Origin of the sequence: Pelagibius sp. (genome assembly GCF_965249265.1) — a bacterium.
Taxonomy (GTDB): domain Bacteria; phylum Pseudomonadota; class Alphaproteobacteria; order Kiloniellales; family Kiloniellaceae; genus Pelagibius.
The window spans coordinates 638,900-658,067 of the sequence record NZ_OZ252224.1; the positions used below are offsets into that span (position 1 = coordinate 638,900).

Annotated in this window: 13 protein-coding genes; 9 read left to right on the plus strand and 4 right to left on the minus strand. The window is 63.4% G+C overall.

Annotated features, from left to right (window positions below; all coding sequences use genetic code 11):
- The first annotated feature begins 2 nt into the window (after positions 1-2).
- From xdhA to ACP146_RS03230, 6 genes are read left to right on the plus strand one after another with little or no spacing between them, the layout of a single operon-like run.
- Positions 3-1,478, plus strand: a complete 1,476-nt coding sequence (gene xdhA, locus ACP146_RS03205) for a xanthine dehydrogenase small subunit (protein WP_422365325.1) — start codon at positions 3-5, stop codon at positions 1,476-1,478.
- Positions 1,471-3,840: a xanthine dehydrogenase molybdopterin binding subunit gene (gene xdhB, locus ACP146_RS03210; RefSeq protein WP_422365326.1), complete on the plus strand. Its 2,370-nt coding sequence runs from the start codon at positions 1,471-1,473 to the stop codon at positions 3,838-3,840. Before xdhA ends, xdhB begins: the two co-directional genes overlap by 8 nt.
- Positions 3,837-5,390 carry an ABC transporter ATP-binding protein gene (locus tag ACP146_RS03215; protein ID WP_422365327.1) on the plus strand — a complete coding sequence of 518 codons (1,554 nt, stop codon included), beginning with the start codon at positions 3,837-3,839 and terminating at the stop codon, positions 5,388-5,390. Before xdhB ends, ACP146_RS03215 begins: the two co-directional genes overlap by 4 nt.
- Positions 5,380-6,501 carry an ABC transporter permease gene (locus tag ACP146_RS03220; protein ID WP_422365328.1) on the plus strand — a complete coding sequence of 374 codons (1,122 nt, stop codon included), beginning with the start codon at positions 5,380-5,382 and terminating at the stop codon, positions 6,499-6,501. Before ACP146_RS03215 ends, ACP146_RS03220 begins: the two co-directional genes overlap by 11 nt.
- Complete coding sequence (locus ACP146_RS03225; RefSeq protein WP_422365329.1) at positions 6,498-7,424, plus strand: ABC transporter permease; 927 nt, start codon at positions 6,498-6,500, stop codon at positions 7,422-7,424. The genes ACP146_RS03220 and ACP146_RS03225 overlap by 4 nt, the downstream gene beginning before the upstream one ends.
- Before the next feature lie 46 nt (positions 7,425-7,470).
- On the plus strand, positions 7,471-8,550 hold the full coding sequence (locus tag ACP146_RS03230) for a BMP family ABC transporter substrate-binding protein (protein ID WP_422365330.1): 1,080 nt from the start codon (positions 7,471-7,473) through the stop codon (positions 8,548-8,550).
- A gap of 298 nt (positions 8,551-8,848) precedes the next feature.
- Here ACP146_RS03230 and ACP146_RS03235 read toward each other — a convergent pair whose 3' ends face one another.
- The 3 genes from ACP146_RS03235 to ACP146_RS03245 all read right to left on the minus strand — a co-directional run bounded on the left by ACP146_RS03235 (position 8,849) and on the right by ACP146_RS03245 (position 14,010).
- On the minus strand, positions 8,849-11,290 hold the full coding sequence (locus ACP146_RS03235; protein ID WP_422365331.1) for a S8 family serine peptidase: 2,442 nt from the start codon (positions 11,288-11,290) through the stop codon (positions 8,849-8,851).
- 139 nt (positions 11,291-11,429) lie between these two features.
- Positions 11,430-12,443, minus strand: a complete 1,014-nt coding sequence (locus ACP146_RS03240) for an AAA family ATPase (protein ID WP_422365332.1) — start codon at positions 12,441-12,443, stop codon at positions 11,430-11,432.
- Between the two features lie 160 nt (positions 12,444-12,603).
- Positions 12,604-14,010 carry a helix-turn-helix domain-containing protein gene (locus ACP146_RS03245; RefSeq protein WP_422365333.1) on the minus strand — a complete coding sequence of 469 codons (1,407 nt, stop codon included), beginning with the start codon at positions 14,008-14,010 and terminating at the stop codon, positions 12,604-12,606.
- A 208-nt stretch (positions 14,011-14,218) separates the two neighbouring features.
- Here ACP146_RS03245 and ACP146_RS03250 point away from each other — a divergent pair, with 208 nt between their 5' ends.
- Positions 14,219-15,298: a ketopantoate reductase family protein gene (locus ACP146_RS03250; protein WP_422365334.1), complete on the plus strand. Its 1,080-nt coding sequence runs from the start codon at positions 14,219-14,221 to the stop codon at positions 15,296-15,298.
- A gap of 150 nt (positions 15,299-15,448) precedes the next feature.
- Positions 15,449-16,444: an EamA family transporter gene (locus ACP146_RS03255; protein ID WP_422365335.1), complete on the plus strand. Its 996-nt coding sequence runs from the start codon at positions 15,449-15,451 to the stop codon at positions 16,442-16,444.
- A gap of 71 nt (positions 16,445-16,515) precedes the next feature.
- On the opposite strand, the gene ACP146_RS03260 is transcribed toward ACP146_RS03255, so the two are convergent.
- Positions 16,516-17,487, minus strand: coding sequence for a LysR family transcriptional regulator (locus ACP146_RS03260; protein WP_422365336.1), 972 nt, complete (start codon positions 17,485-17,487; stop codon positions 16,516-16,518).
- 277 nt (positions 17,488-17,764) lie between these two features.
- Between ACP146_RS03260 and ACP146_RS03265 the strand changes: the two genes are divergently transcribed.
- Complete coding sequence (locus ACP146_RS03265) at positions 17,765-18,976, plus strand: urate hydroxylase PuuD (RefSeq protein WP_422365337.1); 1,212 nt, start codon at positions 17,765-17,767, stop codon at positions 18,974-18,976.
- The last annotated feature ends 192 nt before the right edge of the window (positions 18,977-19,168 follow it).

The following is a 19,168-nucleotide window of genomic DNA, read 5'->3' on the forward strand; positions in this document are numbered from 1 at the left end:
CGATGCGCGGCGAAATCCGATTCCTTCTGGACGGCGCGCCGCGCAGCCTGACCCAGGTCGATCCGACCATGACGGTCCTGGATTACCTGCGCCTGGAGGAACATCTCGTCGGCACCAAGGAAGGCTGCAACGAAGGGGACTGCGGCGCCTGCACCGTGGTGCTGGCGCGCCCGCGCGACGGCGCCCTGCACTACGAGGCCGTCAACGCCTGTATCCAGTTCGTCGGCACCCTGGACGGCTGTCAGCTCATCACCGTGGAGCATCTGGCCAAGGAAGGCGCGTTGCATCCGGTGCAGCAGGCGATGGTGGACTGCCACGGCTCGCAATGCGGGTTCTGCACGCCGGGTTTCGTCATGTCGCTCTTTGCCATGACCCGCGATCATGACGAAGCGCCTGACGATCAGACCATTGACGATGTTCTGGCCGGCAACCTCTGCCGCTGCACCGGTTACGCCCCCATCGCCAAGGCGGCGAAACAGGCATACGAAAAGAAGCCACGCAACGATGCCTTCGCCCGCGACGAAGCGGCTGTGCTGGCAAAGCTGACGGCCCTGCAGGACGACGCCACCATCGCTGTCGCGGATGCGCAAGGCGCGCGGCAGTTCTTTGCCCCGGCGCGGCTGGATGACTTGGCCGAGCTTTATCTTCAGCATCCGGAAGCGACGCTGGTCGCCGGTTCGACGGATGTCGGTCTCTGGGTGACCAAGGACATGCAGCGGCCGCAGACGGTGATCTACACCGGCCGCGCCGCCGCGCTGGCGCGGATCGAAGAAACCGAAACGGCGATCGAGATCGGTGCCGGGGTCAGCTACAGCGATGCCATGGCGCTGCTGGGCCGGCACTACCCGGACATGGGTGAGGTGATCCGCCGCATCGGATCGGTTCAGATCCGCAATGCCGGGACCATCGGCGGCAACGTCGCCAACGGCTCGCCCATCGGTGATTCCCCGCCGCTGCTGATCGCCGCCGGGGCGACCCTGCATCTGCGCAGAGGCGGCGAAGGCCGTTCGTTGCCCATTGAGGATTTTTTCATCGACTATGGCAAGCAGGACTGCGCGCCCGGCGAATTCGTCGAGCGCATCACCCTGCCGCTGCCGGCGCCCGGGCAGGTCTTTCGCGCCTACAAGATCTCCAAGCGCTTCGACCAGGATATCTCGGCGGCGCTCGGCGCTTTCAGTCTGCAGATTGAAGATGGAGCGGTCACCGCGGCACGGCTTGCCTTCGGCGGTCTCGCGGCCACGCCAAAGCGGGCGCCGCAGGCCGAAGCGGCGCTCGTCGGGGCGCCCTGGAACGAAGCGGCGGTGGCGCACGCCATGGCGGCCCTGGCCGAGGATTTCAGTCCGATCACCGACTGGCGCGCTTCGGCGGATTACCGGCTGAAGGTGTCGCAGAACCTCCTGCGGCGCTGCTTCATCGAAACCACCGCGCCGGACTGCGAAACCAGACTTGTCGGCACCAGAGGGCTCGCCCATGCCTGAGGGCGCTGAGACCATCAAGAGGGCTGAAGCGATCAAGACCGCCGAGAGCATTGCGGGCGGCGTGCGCTCGTCCTGGCGCCATGACAGTGGGCACAAGCACGTCTCCGGCGCCGCGTCCTACATCGACGACCTGCCGGCGCCCCAGGGCCTGCTGCACATCTGTCTCGGCCTTTCGACCATCGCCCACGGCCGCATCAGGAAACTCGACTTGGAGACCGTAGGCCGGGCCGAGGGCGTGGTGCTGGTGATGACGGCGGCGGATGTGCCGGGAGAGAACGACATCAGCCCGACCCACCGCCATGACGAACCGATCCTGGCGGAAGAGACGGTGCAGTATGTCGGCCAGCCGGTCTTCGCCGTGGCGGCGGAGACGCGTGAGCAGGCGCGCCTCGCGGTGCGCCTGGCGCAGATCGACTACGAGCCCTTGCCGGCGGTGTTGAGCTTCGCTGAGGCGCGGGAAGGTGGCGCGCTGGTGACCGAACCCATGACGCTGGCGCGCGGCGATGCGGCGGCGGCTCTGCGAGACGCGCCGCGGCGGATCACCGGCCGTATGGCTCTGGGCGGACAGGAACACTTTTATCTGGAAAGCCAGATCGCCATGGCGATCCCGGGCGAGGACGACGAGGTGCGGGTGCTGTCTTCGACCCAGCACCCGACGGAGATCCAGACCATGGTCGCGGGGGCGCTTGGGGTGCCGGCCAATGCTGTGACGACTGAGGTGCGGCGCATGGGCGGTGCCTTCGGCGGCAAGGAGACCCAGGGCAACCTCTTTGCGGTGGTGGCGGCTCTTGTCGCCAAGAAAACCGGACGCGCCGCCAAGGTCCGCCCCGACCGCGACGACGACATGGCGATCACCGGCAAGCGTCACGACTTCGAGATCGACTACGCCGTCGGTTTCGATGACGCGGGCCGCATCCTGGCGGTGGAAATGACTTATGCGGCGCGCTGCGGCTGGTCGGCGGATCTCTCCGGCCCCGTCACCGACCGCACCCTCTTTCATGCCGACAATTGTTACTACTTCCCCGACGTGCGCCTGACCTCGGAGCCTCTCAAAACCAACACTTGCTCCCATACCGCCTTTCGCGGCTTCGGCGGCCCCCAGGGCATGATCGGCGGCGAGCGGGTGATCGAGGAGGTGGCCTTCGCCCTCGGCAAGGACCCGCTGGAAATCCGCAAGCTGAACCTCTACGGCCCCGACGGCCGCGATATGACGCCCTATCACCAGCAGGTCGAGGACAACATTGCGCCGGAGATCATCGAGAAGCTGGAGGCCGACAGCGGCTATCAGTCCAGGCGCAAGGAGATCAGGGCCTTCAACGAAACCTCGCTGGTAATCAAGCGCGGCATCGCGCTGACGCCGGTGAAGTTCGGCATCTCCTTCACCCTCACCGCCTACAACCAGGCCGGCGCGCTGGTGCACATCTACCGCGACGGTTCCATCCACCTGAACCACGGCGGTACCGAGATGGGGCAGGGTCTCTACACCAAGGTCGCCCAGGTGGTGGCCGAGGCCTTTCAGGTCGACATCGACAGGGTGCGCATCACCGCCACCTCCACCGGCAAGGTGCCGAACACTTCGGCCACCGCGGCCTCCTCCGGCTCCGACATCAATGGCATGGCCGCGCTCGCCGCCTGCAATACCATCAAGGCGCGCCTCGTCGACTTCGCGGCCGAGAACTGGGAGGTGCCGGAGGAGCAGGTCGCGTTTCTGCCCGGCGCGGTGCGCGTCGGCAATCAGAAGATCGCCTTTGCCGACTTCGTGAACGCCGCCTACCTGGCCCGCGTCTCCCTGTCGTCGACGGGCTTCTACAAGACGCCGAAGATTCATTGGGACCGCGCCGCGGGCAGGGGCCGGCCCTTCTACTACTTCTCCTACGGCGCGGCGGTCAGCGAGGTGGCGGTCGACACCCTGACCGGCGAGTACCGGGTGACCCGCGTCGACATCCTGCACGATGTCGGCGAGTCCCTGAACCCGGCCCTCGACCTCGGCCAGATCGAAGGCGGCTTCGTCCAGGGTATGGGCTGGCTCACCACCGAGGAACTGTGGTGGGACGACGCCGGGCGCTTGCGCACCCATGCGCCCTCGACCTACAAGATTCCGGCCTGCGGCGACCGCCCGCATGTCTTCAATGTCGACCTTTTGAAGGACAGCCCCAATCGCGAGGAAACCATCTTCCGCTCCAAGGCCGTGGGCGAACCGCCGCTGATGCTGGCGATCTCGGTCCTGCATGCGCTTTCCGATGCCGTCGCCTCGGTGGCCGACCACCGCACCTGTCCGCGCCTGGATGCCCCGGCGACGCCGGAGCGCGTCCTGATGACCATAGAACGCCTGCGCGCGGAAGCAGCGGGAGATGACGCATGAGTCCCCCCCGCCTGGAAGTGAAGGGTGTCACGAAGCGCTTTCCCGGCGTGCTGGCCAACGACCGCGTGGACTTCGCGGTGGCGCCGGGGGAGGTTCATGCACTGCTGGGCGAGAACGGTGCCGGTAAGTCGACGCTGGTGAAGATGATCTACGGCGTGCTGCATCCGGACGAGGGGACGCTGGCTTGGGACGGCGACGTACAGCATATCGCCGATCCCCATGCCGCCCGGGCGCTGGGCATCGGCATGGTGTTCCAACACTTCTCCCTCTTCGAGGCGATGACGGTGCTGGAGAACATCGCGCTCGGCATGGACAGGCCCGGCGACATGACGGCGCTGGCGGCGCGGGTGCGCGAGGTCTCGCAGGCCTATGGCCTGCCGCTCGATCCCGACCGCGACGTCTATACGCTCTCGGTGGGCGAGCGTCAGCGCATCGAGATCGTGCGCTGCCTGCTGCAGAACCCCAAGCTGCTGATCATGGACGAGCCGACCTCGGTGCTGACCCCGCAGGAAGTGGAGCGCCTGTTCCAGACCCTCCGCAAGCTGGCGGCGGAGGGGGTTTCCATCCTCTACATCTCCCACAAGCTGGAGGAGATCAAACAGCTCTGCGACCGCGCCACCATCCTGCGCGGCGGCCGGGTGGTGGGGGAATGCGACCCGGCGGCGGAGACCGCCAAGTCGATGGCGCAGATGATGATCGGGGCCGAGCTGAAGAGCGTCACCCGGCGCGGCGCCGAAAGCTTCGGGGAGCCGCGGCTGGTGGTTGAGGGGCTCACCCTGGCCTCCGAAGACCTGCACGGCGTCGATCTGAAAAACATCTCCTTCCAGGTGCGCGCGGGAGAGATCTTCGGCATCGCCGGGGTCGCCGGCAACGGCCAGAACGAACTGCTGCTGGGCCTCTCCGGCGAGCGGCTGGCCGATCACGACGCGGTGCTGCGCATCGACGGCAAAGCGCTCGGCCGCGGCAATGCCGGGCGGCGGCGCAAGCACGGGCTCTGCTCGGTGCCGGAGGAGCGCAACGGCCACGGCGCGGTGCCGGGCATGAGCCTCAGCGAGAACGGCGTGCTCAGCGCCCATCACCGCATGGGCCTCGTCTCCTCTCTTTTCATCCGGGCCGGGGCGGCGGCGCGCTTCGCCGCGGAAATCGTCAAGACCTTCGACGTGCGCACGCCGGGCACCGGCGTTTCCGCCGGCAGTCTCTCCGGCGGCAACCTGCAGAAGTTCGTGGTCGGGCGGGAGATCCTGCAGAAGCCGACGGTGCTGGTGGTCTCGCAGCCGACCTGGGGCGTCGATGCCGGGGCGGCGGCGACCATCCACCAGGCCCTGGCCGATTTGGCGGCCGAGGGCGTCGCGGTGGTGGTCGTCTCCCAGGACCTCGACGAACTGCTGGCGATCACCGACCGCCTGGCGGTGATCAATGTCGGGGTGCTCTCCAGCGCCATGGCGACACGTGACGCCTCGGTCGAGGAAATCGGATTGTTGATGGGCGGCGTGCACGGCCTCGATACCGCTCCGGCAGAGGCGGAAGCGGAGACGGCAAATGTTGCTTAGTCCCGCTTCCTGGAAGATCGAGGCGCGGCGGGAGATCCCGCGCAGCCTGCTCTACGCCACGCCGCTGCTGGCGGTGGCGCTGACCGTGATCGCCGGTTTCTTCATCTTTCTCTTCATGGGCTACGACCCGCTGCTGGCGCTCTATCACTTCTTCATCTCGCCGCTGCTCAGCCTCTACGGCCTCAGCGAACTGATGGTGAAGGCGGGTCCCTTGATCATGATCGGCGTCGGCCTCGCCGTCGGTTTCCGCGCCAATGTCTGGAATATCGGCGCCGAGGGCCAGTTGACGCTGGGGGCGATCACCGGCGGCGTGGTGGCGCTGGCCTTCTGGAACCAGGCGGGCTGGTGGATCCTGCCGCTGATGTGCGCGGCGGGCATCCTGGGCGGCATGGCCTATGCGGCGGTCCCGGCTTTCCTGCGCAGCCGTTTCAACGTGAACGAGATCCTGACCAGCCTGATGCTGACCTATGTCGCGACGCTGTTCCTTTCGACTCTCGTCTTCGGCCCCCTGAAAGATCCCATGGGTTTCAACTTTCCGCAGTCGCGCATGTTCAGCGATTCGGCCCTGCTGCCAATCCTGCTGGAGGGTACGCGGATGCACCTGGGCAGCGGTCTCGCCATTGCCATTGCCGTCGCGGGCTGGGTGATGATGACCTTCACCATCGTCGGCTTTCAGATCCGCGTGCTGGGCCAGGCCCCGGCGGCGGCGCGCTATGCCGGTTTCAGCGGCAAGCGTCTCATCTGGTTCTGCCTGCTGCTGAGCGGCGGCCTCGCCGGGCTCGCCGGCACCTTCGAAGTCGCCGGGCCCATCGGCCAGTTGGTGCCGGTCATCACCCCGGGCTACGGCTTCACCGCCATCATCGTCGCCTTCCTCGGGCGGCTGCATCCCCTGGGGATCATCCTTTCCGGCCTTTTGATGGCGCTTTCCTACATCGGCGGCGAGAACGCCCAGGTGGTGGTCGGCCTGCCCCAGGCGGTGACCGGCGTGTTCCAGGGCCTGCTGCTGTTCTTCCTGCTCGCCTCCGACTTCCTGGTGCGCTACCGCATCCGCTATCGCCGTCCGGCGGGCGACACCTCCAACCCGGCTCAGAGCGTGGAGGTGGCGCCATGAGCGCGGAGGCCCTGGTGCCGATCATCCTCACTGTGGTCGGCGCGGCGACGCCGCTGCTCTTCGCGGCGCTGGGCGAGCTGGTGGTGGAGAAATCCGGCGTCCTCAACCTGGGGGTCGAGGGCATGATGATCATGGGCGCTGTCACCGCCTTTGGTGTCGCCGTGACCACCGGCTCCGGCACCCTGGGCGTATTGGCGGGAGCGGCGGCGGGCATGGCCATGGCCTTCATCTTCGGCGTCCTGACCCTCACCCTGGCGGCCAACCAGGTCGCCACCGGCCTGGCGCTCACCATCTTTGGCCTCGGCCTTTCCGCCCTGCTCGGCGTCGGTTTCATCGGCATCCCGGTGGAGCCTCTGGCCAAGCTGGCGATCCCCGGCCTCAGCGATCTGCCGCTGGTCGGGCCGCTGTTCTTCGCCCACGACGCCCTGGTCTATCTGTCGATCTTCGCGGTCTTCGCCGTTGCCTGGTTCCTGAAGAAATCGCGCGCCGGGATGATCCTGCGCGCGGTGGGCGAATCCGACATCTCGGCCCATTCCATCGGCTACGACGTCATCGCCGTGCGCTACCGCGCCGTGCTCTTCGGCGGCGCCATGGCGGGCCTGGGCGGGGCCTTCCTGTCGCTCGCCTACACGCCGCTGTGGAACGAGGGCATGACGGCGGGGCGCGGCTGGATCGCCCTGGCCCTGGTGGTGTTTTCCTCCTGGCGGCCCGGGCGCTTGCTGGCCGGGGCCTACCTCTTCGGCGGGGTCACCATCCTGCAGCTCTACAGCCAGGGCGCGGGGGTCGAGATCCCCGCCCAGGTGCTGTCCATGCTGCCCTATCTGGCGACCATTCTTGTACTGACGATTATCGCCGCCGGCCCCTGGAAGGGCCGCCTCGACGCACCGGCTTGCCTTGGCAAGCCTTTTAGGCCATCAAGTTAAATCAAGGGACACCGACAAAAGAGAACCCAAAAGCAAGGAGGCTCAGATGAGCAACAACGTTTCCCGCCGCCACTTTCTGGCCGGCAGCACCGCCGCCGCCGGCGCCCTTTCCTTGGGCGGCGCTTCGGCCCTGGCCGCCGACCCCCTGAAGGTCGGTTTCGTTTACGTCGGCCCGATCGGCGACTTCGGCTGGACCCACGGCCACGACGTCGGGCGCAAGGCCATCGAAAAGGAATTCGGCGACAAGGTGGAAACCTCCTACGTCGAAAGCGTGCCGGAGGCCGACAGCGAGCGCGTCATCCGCCAACTCGCCGCCGCTGGCAACGATCTGATCTTCACCACCTCCTTCGGCTATATGAACCCGACCATCCGGGTTGCCAAGCAGTTCCCCGACGTGAAGTTCGAGCATGCTACCGGCTATCAGACCGCGGCCAACGTCTCGGCCTACAACGCGCGCTTCTACGAAGGCCGCGCCGTCATCGGCACCATCGCCGGGCATATCACCAAGACCGGCAAGTTCGGCTACATCGCCTCCTTCCCCATTCCCGAGGTGGTGATGGGCATCAACGCCTTCATCCTCGCCGCCCGCAAGGTGAAGCCGGATGCGGAGATCTCCGTGGTCTGGGTGAACTCCTGGTTCGACCCGGGCAAGGAGGCCGATGCCGCCAAGGTGCTGATCGACCAGGGCTGCGACGTCATCACCCAGCACACCGACAGCGCCGCGCCGATCCAGACCGCCGGCAGCCGCGGCGTCTGGTGCTTCGGCCAGGCCTCGGACATGTCCAGCTTCTCGCCGGAATACCATGCCACCGCCATCCTGGATGTCTGGGACAACTACTATATAGAGCGCACCCGCGCGGTGATGGAGGGTACCTGGGAAACCTCCAGCGTCTGGCAGGGCATGAAGGAAGGCCTGGTCCAGATGGCCCCCTACAACGAACGCCTGCCGGCCGAGGCGGTGGCAGCGGCGGAGAAGGTGCGCAAGGGCATCCTCGACGGCTCCCACCACCCCTTCACCGGTCCGATCAAGGGCCAGGACGGCAAGGAACGCATCGCCGCCGGCGAAACCATGGACGACGGCGCGCTCTTGTCGATGGACTGGTACGTCGAGGGCGTGACGGCGTAAACCGAAGCGGCGGGGATAATGCGAAAGCGGCGGGGCCAATGGCTCCGCCGTTTTTGTGTGGGTGTTGCTTTGCCGTCAGTACGCTTAAACGTTGTTCTCGACGGGGCTCTTGAACTGAGGTTTGCTTAACATGTGCCGGCGACGAACTACCCAGCTAAGGGGCTTCTGTGGCTTTCGATACAAACAAACCTTGAGCGCTGTTCAGCGATGCAGCTTAGTTGTCCATTAAATTGGACATTCGGTGATTAGGTATCCTTTGGATTGGTAAGAGTCCGAACAGCAGAGCTCTAAAGTGATGTTATCCCCGTCCCTGCAAACGAATGCGCAGCTCGTTCTCAATCTCAGCGCGAATGTCGAATCGGGTCTCAGTCTCCAGTTCGAGTGTCACAGCAACGGCGAAGTGTATATCGTCGTCAGGGCTGAGACCTCCGCCTGAGTTATCCCGACATTGAATACGAATGGGGAGTACAGCCTCTTCCCCATAGTTTGGAACCACGGGACTACTATTTATCAACCGCCTGGACCAAACTGTACCGCGTTTGATGATATTTGCGTCCAGTTGCTGCGCCTTCATGTCCAGGCCCCAGCCATCGTCTTCGATAAGTTCACCAAGTAGATCAGTTCCGTGCGGGACAGCCTCAAGCAGCGCCAGTCGGTATCTAGCCCGAGTTGGTAGAACCGGGGAAAACCAAGCAATTGTCACCCACATGGAGCGACCAATGCGTTCGCCCGCCAGAGACGGTGGCAGTGGCACGTTAAAGAGAACTGCCCGATCTTTACGGACAGTCGCAGTTCCAACCATCGTGGCGCCATAATCTGGTGCCTCGCACATAAATATCTCATTCAGGTGGCCGTGACCAAAGTAGCGACAGACTTCCTCGCGCGCTGCAGAATGATTGCCATCCAATCGAGCCTTCTCGGATTCATAGTAGGCGACAGCATTGTCCGGCCAACGGGCGGCGTTAATGGCCAGCGCCTTTGTGATCAAGGCAAGATCACGGCGCTCTAACATTTGTTGCGCAAAAGGCCCTTCTTCTCTCAGAAGCTCCGTCGCGGAGTTGACGTGGGCTCGTGTGGCTAAAGCGTTGCTGCAACTAGTTCCTCGAACTCGGTATCGAGATGCTACTCCCCTCTGAGCTGTAGCCGCATGAAGACCAGTCCGTTGATTTTGGTTTGGAACAGAGAGTCTGAGATGATTGCCCGCCGGAAAGACCCGAATGTCGTGCTGTCCTCCTGTGTGAATGTAGTCGGGTTTAATGGATCGAAATGCGCCTAGACCGACGCCTGACGTGATCGCCGGTTGGATTTCGCCATCATTGCTCAGAGAAACCATCCCTGCTTGCAATGGCATTGATGGGTCACTGAGATCCTCGGACGCGGCCCCTACAGTGACTACGTTTACGGCTTCAGCTGGCGCCAAGATGGCCCTGCTGTGACGAGTACTACGCATTGCTTCTTCGACAAGGCGGGTTTGCCTGTCTTGACCGCTGTTCTCAAACTCGATTGACGTCATGTTCGGGATGACTAAGTCTTCCGTTATGTTTCCCGCCGACACTGTAAAGAGTACCCCGTGATGGTCGGCCCACCAATCGAGTAAACGCGCCAACGAACTTATCTGTCCAGCAAAGTGTGACCTACGAACACCAATGGAAAAGTTCACAATGAAGGCATCCGGAGCCAGAGGTTCGTCACCCAGGAAGGCTCTTGTAAGAGCGATATGAACCATATCTACAAAGAGTCTATCTCTGGGTGATGATGCCCCATTTGCGTCATCAACAAGTACCGGGATTGTGAGAAGCCTTGCGCCAGAGAGCGGAGACCCATCGGCTTCGAGATCGCCCCGCAGAATCAATGAAGCCATTGAGGTCGCATGGCGCCGGTGCTGAACTTGGGACAGCCGGACAAGATCATGGATGTCTTCAATGACAACACCACCGTCGAGAGCAGGGTGGGCGGCAATTGGGGTGCCGTCGAGTATAACAGCGCTGATTGGCGCGTCTGGGTCGAATGGCGGAAGATCATCGAAGCGGTCCGTCGGCTCATCGTCTGTAAGGTCGGGAAGAGATTGAGCAATCGTTTGGGGCAGCACAAATTGCAAGCCTTCGATTGTCGCGAGCCCATCCGGTGAGAATGGATTTCTCAGCATTGCTCTGACGGCGGCTGACGGCATATCGATTAGGGCTGCTTCATAGCTAAACCCATCGAGATTGATTGAGCTGATTGTGAGGACTTGTCCACCAAGGGCCTCGACACGCGCGCGCGTATCGTTTTGCCATTTGCTGCGCTGAACCATATTTGCCGTCGGCCATATCTCGAGTTCGAGGCGGATTGGATCGGCGTCGTTCTCGGACAATTCCTGAAGAAGCTCTGCCTTAGCCTGCGGGGTTAAACGGTCCTGTGGACCCCAGACACGAACATCCGCGAGCATGTCAAAAAGCTTCCACCAGGGCGCTAGCCCATAGGGTTTTTCCTCAGCATTCTGATAGGCGCGCCATAGCTGCAGCATGCGTTGGAGATCTGCCGAGGAGGGCATCACTGCATAGAGTGTGGGTGCGGCAGCCTCGACATAATCGTCAATGAGTTCTTCAGGGATTTCGTAGGCATCATCGAGTCGATCTTCGATAAGCAGTTCGAACCCTATTCGCGCGGCTGCTTTTTGAAAGTTCGGTATGGGTAGCAGAGTTTCAAAGACCAATGCTCGCTCGGGCGCGATCCCGCTAGGGTCTTGTCGCAAAAGCACTTCCGGCGCCTCACCCTGAAATGCTTGCTGAAGGCGCCGGAATGTATAGCCGAGACGCGCCTCTTGGCCTTGGCGGCCGGCACCTCTTGGCCGTCTTCGTTTGTCGGGAGTTCCAGTTAAACGAACCGTGGGTACGGGATCAGGCAGTCGCAGGATCGGTCGATCTGTCATCCCCGATTACACTTCCATGCTGCGAGGCCCACGCATTCACGCGATCTTTGACTAAAGTACGGAAGGTGACATTGCCTTGCGCCATAGCGCGACGGCGATGAATATCCATAAAGAAGTCTTCTGCCTCTGAAAAATTCTTTGGCGCAATCGCCGCTCTAAGTCGTTTTGCAGTGAATCCGAAGTTATCCTTAAACTCTTTCATTCTTGAAGCAAAGTAGTCTGTCATCTGATCATCAGTTGGACGTCCAAGCTCAAGTTTAATTTCAAATCGTCGCCACGTGGCTCGGTCAAGAAGCTCTGGATGATTGGTCGCGCCGACCAGAACACAATAGGATGGTAGATCATCAAGTTGGAGCAAGAGCGTAGTGACCACGCGTTTGATCTCGCCGGTCTCATGGAGATCGCCGCGTTCTTTGCCTATTGCATCGAATTCATCGAAGAACAGTACACAAGGCTCTGTGCGCACGAAATCAAAGAGGCGTCTTAGACGAGTTGCTGTATCTCCGAGATAACTGGTGATAATCGCGTCGTAGCGCACAACGAAAAACGGCAAAGCCATCTCGTAAGCTAGGCTCTCCGCAAGCGAAGTCTTACCGTTGCCGGGTGGACCAACGAGAAGCAGGCGATGGCGTGGTTCTAGCCCATGTGCGCGCAACACATCGGCCCTTTGCTGTTCCTCAACAAGTTCCAGACAAGCCGCTCGTGTTTGCTTCTCAAGAAATAGGCTTTGAAGTGGTCGATGAGTTTCTCTGTGCTGGATACCGCCTGAGCCGTCTCTGAGCCGTGTTGCTGGTCCGGAAGGACGCCCGTTCACACCCGGTTTCGGTGGTGTGGATAGCGCCTTGACGATACGATTAGCAACGCCTTCGTGCTTCTTAGACCGCTCATCAGCGGCAATAGCTTCAGCAGTGACGCGCACCGAATCCTGGTCGCCGGAGACACCAGCTTTTACAAGATCGATGATCAGATCACTTCTAGCCACGTATCACCTGACCTCTCACTTGGCAAATCACCTTCTGCGAATCATAGACAGAATCGTAAAAAAGTCACCCGATTTCTGCGATCTCGCGCTGATATCCAAGAATTCGCGCTGATTTCGGTGTCCCCATAGATCTGTACCTTTACCCCACCTATCCCAACCCTCAACTCTCATACCGCGTATTCCCCCGCCGCTTCGGGTCGAGGGTGAGGTCGGTGAACAGGGGTTGGTGGGCGCGTTGGGAGCAGGCCTGGCGGGGGCAGAGGTGGCAGTTGATGCCGATGGGGGCGAAGAGGGCCGGGTCCTCGCTGTTGAAGGGCGCGGCGTAGGCGAGGCGTGACGCGTGTTTCAGTTCGCAGCCGAGGGAGAGGGCGAGGCGGCGGTCCTGGGTCTCGCGGCTGAAGACCGGGCGCTCGGTGGTGCGGCTGATGGTGAAGAAGCGGCCGCCGTCCGGCAGCTCGACGAACTGCGGCACGATCACGCCGGGCGTGCGAAAGGCGGTGTGCAGATTCCACACCGGGCAGGCGCCGCCGTATTCGGCGAGGTTGAAGGTGGTGGCGTTGAAGCGCTTGGTGACGTTGCCGGCCTTGTCGACGCGCAGAAAGAAAAACGGCACGCCGCGCTTACCCTCGCGCTGCAGGGTGGTCAGGCGGTGGCAGACCTGCTCGAAGGAAACGCCGAAGGCGGCGGCGAGGCGGTCGACGTCGTAGTGGGTGCGCTCGGCGGTTTCGTGGAAGGGTGCATAGGGCATCAGAAAGGCGGCAGCGAAATAGTTCGCCAGTTCCACGTGACAGCGGGCGATGCCGCTTTCGGCGCGGATGCCGCTGCCGGCGGTGAGGCCGTCCAGCAGTTTCGGGAACTCCACCAGGCAGACCACATGGGCGAGCTGGAAGACCCGGTTCTGATGGTCCAGCGCCTCTGAAAGGTGGACCACCGCGGCGGCCTCGTCGTGGATGCGCAGGGCCTGGTCCATCTTCTCCACCGGGGCGCTGCGCACGGCGATGCCGTGGACCCGCTGCAGGCGCGCCTTCAGCACCGCATAGACGTCGTCGATGCCGCAGGGCTCCTCCGCGCGCAGCTTTTCCGCCGCCCGCTCCAGCTCGTCGAAGTGGTTGGCGTGGTCGCGGAAGAAATCGTGCAGGATGGTCTCCGGCGTCGAGGACAGCAGGTCCTCCGGCATGCCCTCGCTGCCCAGGCGCATCATCTTTTCCAGCGCCCGGCGGTGACTGCGGTAGAGTTCGAGGAAATGGCCGACCAGACGCGGCGCGTGGTCGATGGCGCCGCGCAGTTCCTGCAGGTCGGCGGCCTTGCCGGCGAAGACCGGGTCCTGCAGGGCGTTGCGCAGATCGGCCAGCAGGTTGGCGGACTCGTCCTTGATCAGGTCGCGCCAGTCGACGCCGTAGGCATCGGAGAGCGCCATCAGCAGCTTCACCGAGAGGCTGCGGCGGTTGTTTTCCAGCAGGTTGATGTAGGCGGTGCTGACCCCCAGAACCTGGGCCATCTCCGCCTGGGTCTGCTGGTGGTCGCGGCGCAGTTGGCGCAGCCGCGGGCCGATCAGGGTTTTCTGCAAGGCTCTGTTCCGCCGGTTTCGGAAGTTAACAAATTAACATATTTTGATCAAAGTTGTATCTACCAACAACACATAAACCCGAGTTTTGATGCGTCAGCCCCCGGATCTCGCCTAGTTTGCCGGTACCCAAACGAAGACGGCCCGCTCAGGGGCCGCGAAGTTCCCGACAGACGAAATTCAAGGCAGAGATAAAAGGCGGAACAGACCCATGGCCTACAAAATCCTCATTCTCGGCGCCTCCTACGGCTCCCTGCTCGGCACCAAGTTCCTTATGGCGGGCCACGACGTCACCCTGGTCTGCCGTGCGGAGACGGCGAAATTGATCAATGCCGAAGGGACGGCGGTGCGGATCAAGCTGAAGGGCGAGGAAGACCACCGCACGATCCGCTCGGCGGACCTGCCCGGGCGTCTCGACGCCAAGACGCCGGAGGCGGTGGACCCGGTCGTCTACGATCTGGTCTGCCTGGCGATGCAGGAGCCGCAGTACAGCGCCCATGCGATCTGGACGCTGATGGTGCGCATCGCCGATGCGCAGGTGCCCTGCCTGTCGATCATGAACATGCCGCCGCTGCCCTATCTGAAGCGCATCCCCGGCCTGGAGACGTCGAAGCTGGAGGCCAGCTACACCAACGCCCATGTCTGGGACCGCTTCGATCCGGAACTGGTGACGCTCTGCAGCCCGGACCCCCAGGCCTTCCGCCCGCCGGAGGAGCAGCCCAACGTGCTGCACGTCGGCCTGCCGACCAACTTCAAGGCCGCCGCCTTCGCCGACCCGGCCCACGACAAGATGCTGCGCCGCCTGGAAGCGGACATCGACGCCGTGCGCCTGGCCAGCGCGCATGACTCTGAGTCTGGAGGTCCGAAAGACGTGCCGGTGAAGCTGCGCGTCTTCGACTCGCTCTTCGTGTCGCTCGCCAAGTGGTCCATGCTGCTGACCGGCAACTACCGCTGCATCACTGCCGGTGAGGCGCGGCCGATCCGCGCGGCGGTGCACGACGACCTGGACCTGTCGCGGGCGATCTACGGCCACGTCGATGCCATCGCCCGGCGGCTCGGCGCCGATCCCGCCGATCAGGTGCCCTTCGAAAAGTATGCCCGTGCGGCGGAGGGCCTGTTGAAGCCGTCCTCCGCCGCCCGCGCGGTGGCCGCCGGCGCGCCGATGATTGAGCGGGTCGACCGTCTGGTGCAGCTCATCGGCAACAGCCTGGGCATGGAAAACCCGGCCATCGACGCGGTGGTGGAAACCGTCGACGCCAAGCTGGACGGGAACCAACGCCTCTCGGCCTGACCGTCCGGTCACAGTTCCGCTGCCGGGGTTGGCAAGCTTTCCTCTTCGGGCGGTTGCGGAGAGGGAGCGTTCCTGCGGGCTGATCCCCTTCAGCCTGTTCCCGGCGATGCCCGATTGTCATCGCGACAATGTTTGAGTTGATGCTGCCCGGTGACGGTGCAATCAGTGCAGACCGCATTGCTTGCGCGGGGTGTTGACGTGTTGCGGGACGATACGCAGGCCGGGCCGAAGGCCGGGATCTCTCTTGCCTTTGTCTGCCTCTTCATTCTGGGGGTGATGCCGGTTATCTCCAACAGCCGGCCGGCGGGATTCGAAGCCCTGAGTTTCGCCTTCTTCCTTTCGCTCTGGCAGCTCCTGTTCTCGCTGCCGCTGGTGGTCCGGGAACGCGCATCGGCGAACAAAGGCATCTTCGCCGCCGGTCTCGCCCCCGGCCTCAAACGCCGCAGCATTGCCATCATCCTGTTGACCGGCGTGCTCTTCGGGCTCTCCACCTATGTCTATGTGCTCACGGTCGAAAAGGCGGGTGCGGTGAGCGCGGCGATCGCGATACAGGCCTATCCGCTCTTCGCGATCCTCTGGGAGACGGTCTTCCTGAAGCGCAGGAAGACGGCGCTGGAACTGGCCTTCACGGCATTGCTGCTGCTGGCGCTTTGCTATCTCGCGACCGGCGGCACCGGACGGGTCGAGGGTCTTTCCTACTGGTTCGTCGCTGCCCTGGGGGTGCCCTTTCTCTGGAGCGTCGCCCATGTCGTCATCAAGGAAGTGCTGGACCGCACCCCCATCACCCCCGCGCAGGTCACGTTTTTCAGGGTGCTGGTGTCGTCGGTCTTTCTGGGTTTGGTCCTGTTGGCCGCATCGGGGCCGGGCGCCATCTACCAGGACTTCGGCAACCTCGCCTTTCAGAAAGTCGCTCTGATCATGGGGCTGGTCTATTACCTGGAGCTGATCTTCTGGTTCTATGCGGTGCGCACCATCGATGTTTCCCTGGCAAGCTCGATCACCGTTCCCTGGCCGGCGCTGACCATGATTCTGGCCGTCGTCTTTCTGGGCGACGGGATCGAGGTCCATCAGATGGTCACGCTCGGCATCGTCGTCGCCAGCATCTATGGTCTGCTGTTTGCCGCGGCGAGGAAGCACCGGGTTTAGATCTCCGGCTGAGGCCAGGTTCCTCGGCCGAGCGCCGCCAAGTTTTTTGGTATTGCCGCCGGTCTCCGGTCCTAACGGGCGCGCTTCTTCCGCCCTTTCTTTGGCGTGATGTTCGGCAACCCTTTCACCGTCATTCCTTCCAGCCGCTCTTCGACCGCCTGCGCCAGACGCGGCACGGCAAAGTCCGCGAAGGCCTTCACCCGCGCCGGCAGCAGGCGGCGGTGCGGATAGAGCAGGCTGAGGGTTGCCGGTTCCGGCGGGTTGTCGGTCAACAGGGGGACGAGGCGTCCGTCGCGCAGATGCCCTGCCACCTCCCAGAGTGATTTCATGACGATGCCCTGGCCGTTCAGCGCCCAGTCGGTGAGCACCTCGCCGTCGTCGGCATCGAAGCTGCCGCGTACCGAAAGGGTCTGGGGGCCGTCCGCCGACTGCAGGGTCCAGCGGTATTGCTGGGAACCGGGAAAACGCAGCAGCAGGCAGTTGTGGTCGAGCAGGTCTTCGGGCTTCTCCGGCATTCCCGCTTGCGAGAGGTAGGTGGGCGCGGCGCAGAGAATGCGTTCGCAGTCGGTGATCTTGCGGGCGATCAGCGAGGAATCGGAGAGGATCGCCATGCGGATCGCCACGTCGACGGATTCGGTCAGCAGGTCGATGATGTGCTCGGAAAGGCGCAGTTGCAGCGTCACCTGGGGATGGGCGGCCTGAAACGCCGGAACCAGCGGCGCCAGGATGCGCCGCGCGAATCCCAAAGGTGCCGTAACTCTGAGCGTGCCCTGGGGCGCGCCGCCGGCCCCGGCGGCCACGTTCTCCGCCCGCTCCACCGCGGCAATCACCTCCAGAGAGGCCTGGTAAAAGGCCAGCCCCTGTTCGGTGGGCTGCACCCGGCGGGTGGTGCGGTTCAACAGGCGCACGCCCAGATGCGCCTCCAGCGACTGGATGCGGTGGCTCACCACGGCGGGGGAGAGACGGAGCTGCCGCCCGGCGGCGGACATGGAATCCTGCTCCACCACGCGCACGAATACCCGGATGTTCTCAAGAAGGGACATGATCGGCCATTTCACTGTCGGCTCTTATTTGTCTCTCCAGTTTATTCGGATTTCTTTGAAAGTGATAGCCTGCCGCTTTCGATTTCTCGGCAGGCGGCAGGGGATTAGGATGACCGTCTGATTCGGTGTGCGCGGCGCATACTTCGAGACGCCTGCTGCGCAGGCTCCTCAGTATGAGGAGTGCGGGCGTTGCGCCTCACCCTGAGGAGGTGCGGAAGCGCCGTCTCGAAGGGCGAGGCCGGCACGAGAAGAGGCCGAAAGTAGGGGGACGGAAGACATGCTGACGGTGTTCTGGGAATGGCTGGACCTGGCGGTGCGCTGGCTGCATGTCGTTGCCGGCATCGCCTGGATCGGCAGTTCCTTCTATTTCATCGCCCTCGATCTCAGCCTGAAGAAGCGGCCCGTTGAGTCTGGAGGGGGCCTGCCGGAAGGCGCCGGCGGCGAAGCCTGGCAGGTGCACGGCGGCGGCTTTTACAACATGGTGAAATATCTGGTCGCCCCGGCGCGCATGCCCGACCAGCTCACCTGGTTCAAGTGGGAGGCCTATACCACCTGGCTCTCCGGTTTCGCGCTGCTGGTGCTCGTCTACTATCTGCAGGCTGAGCTCTACATGATCGACGCCGCGGTGATGGACCTGACGCCCTGGACGGCGGTGGCGATCTCCATCGCCGGTCTGGCGCTGGGCTGGATCGTTTACGACCTGCTCTGCAAGTCGCCGCTGGGAAACAACGACACCGTTCTCGCGCTGATCGGTTTCGTCTTTCTGGTCGCCATCAGCTACGGCTTCACGCTGCTGTTCTCCGGGCGCGGCGTCTACATGCAGATGGGTGCCCTTATCGGCACCATGATGGTGGCCAATGTCTTCGTCATCATCATCCCCAACCAGCGCAAGGTGGTGGCCGATCTGATCGCCGGGAAACAGCCCGACCCCAAGCTGGGGATGCAGGCCAAGCAGCGCTCGCTGCACAACAACTACCTCACCCTGCCGGTCATCTTCGTGATGATCTCCAACCACTATCCCCTGTCCTTTGCCAGCAAATGGAACTGGCTGATCCTCGCCATCGTACTGGTGATGGGCGCGCTGATCCGCCACTTCTTCAACACCAAGCACAAGGGCGGCAAGGAGCCCTGGTGGACCTGGGGCGCGGCGGCCCTCGGCCTCGCTGCCATCGTCTGGCTCAGCGCCCAGCCGGCGACGCCGCTGGAAGAGGCGGCGTTGCCCGAGGGTTACGAGATGGCCGAGGTGGAAAACGTCGTGCTGTCGCGCTGCTCCATGTGTCACGCGGCCGAGCCGCTGTGGGAAGGGATTGCGGTAGCGCCAAAGGGCGTGCTGCTGGAAACCCCGGAACAGATCCGCGCCCATGCCCGCGCCATCGAAACGCAGGTGGTGCGGACCCACGCCATGCCGCCGGGCAACATCACCTGGATGGAAGCCGAGGAACGCCAACTGCTTGCCGCTTGGCTGGCCGCCGGCGCTCCCGCGTGGTAGCCCGCGGGAAGTAGGTCGTCTTTACATGATCAAGCCGAGCCCTGTCGCTTCACCCCCCTCCCTAACCCTCCCCCGCAAGGGGGGAGGGAAAAGCTGTGGATGGCGTTGTAACATCCCCCTCCCCCTTCGATGGGGGAGGGCCGGGGTGGGGGTGACAACGCCGGCAGGCGGGGGCTGTTGCAGGGCTTCACC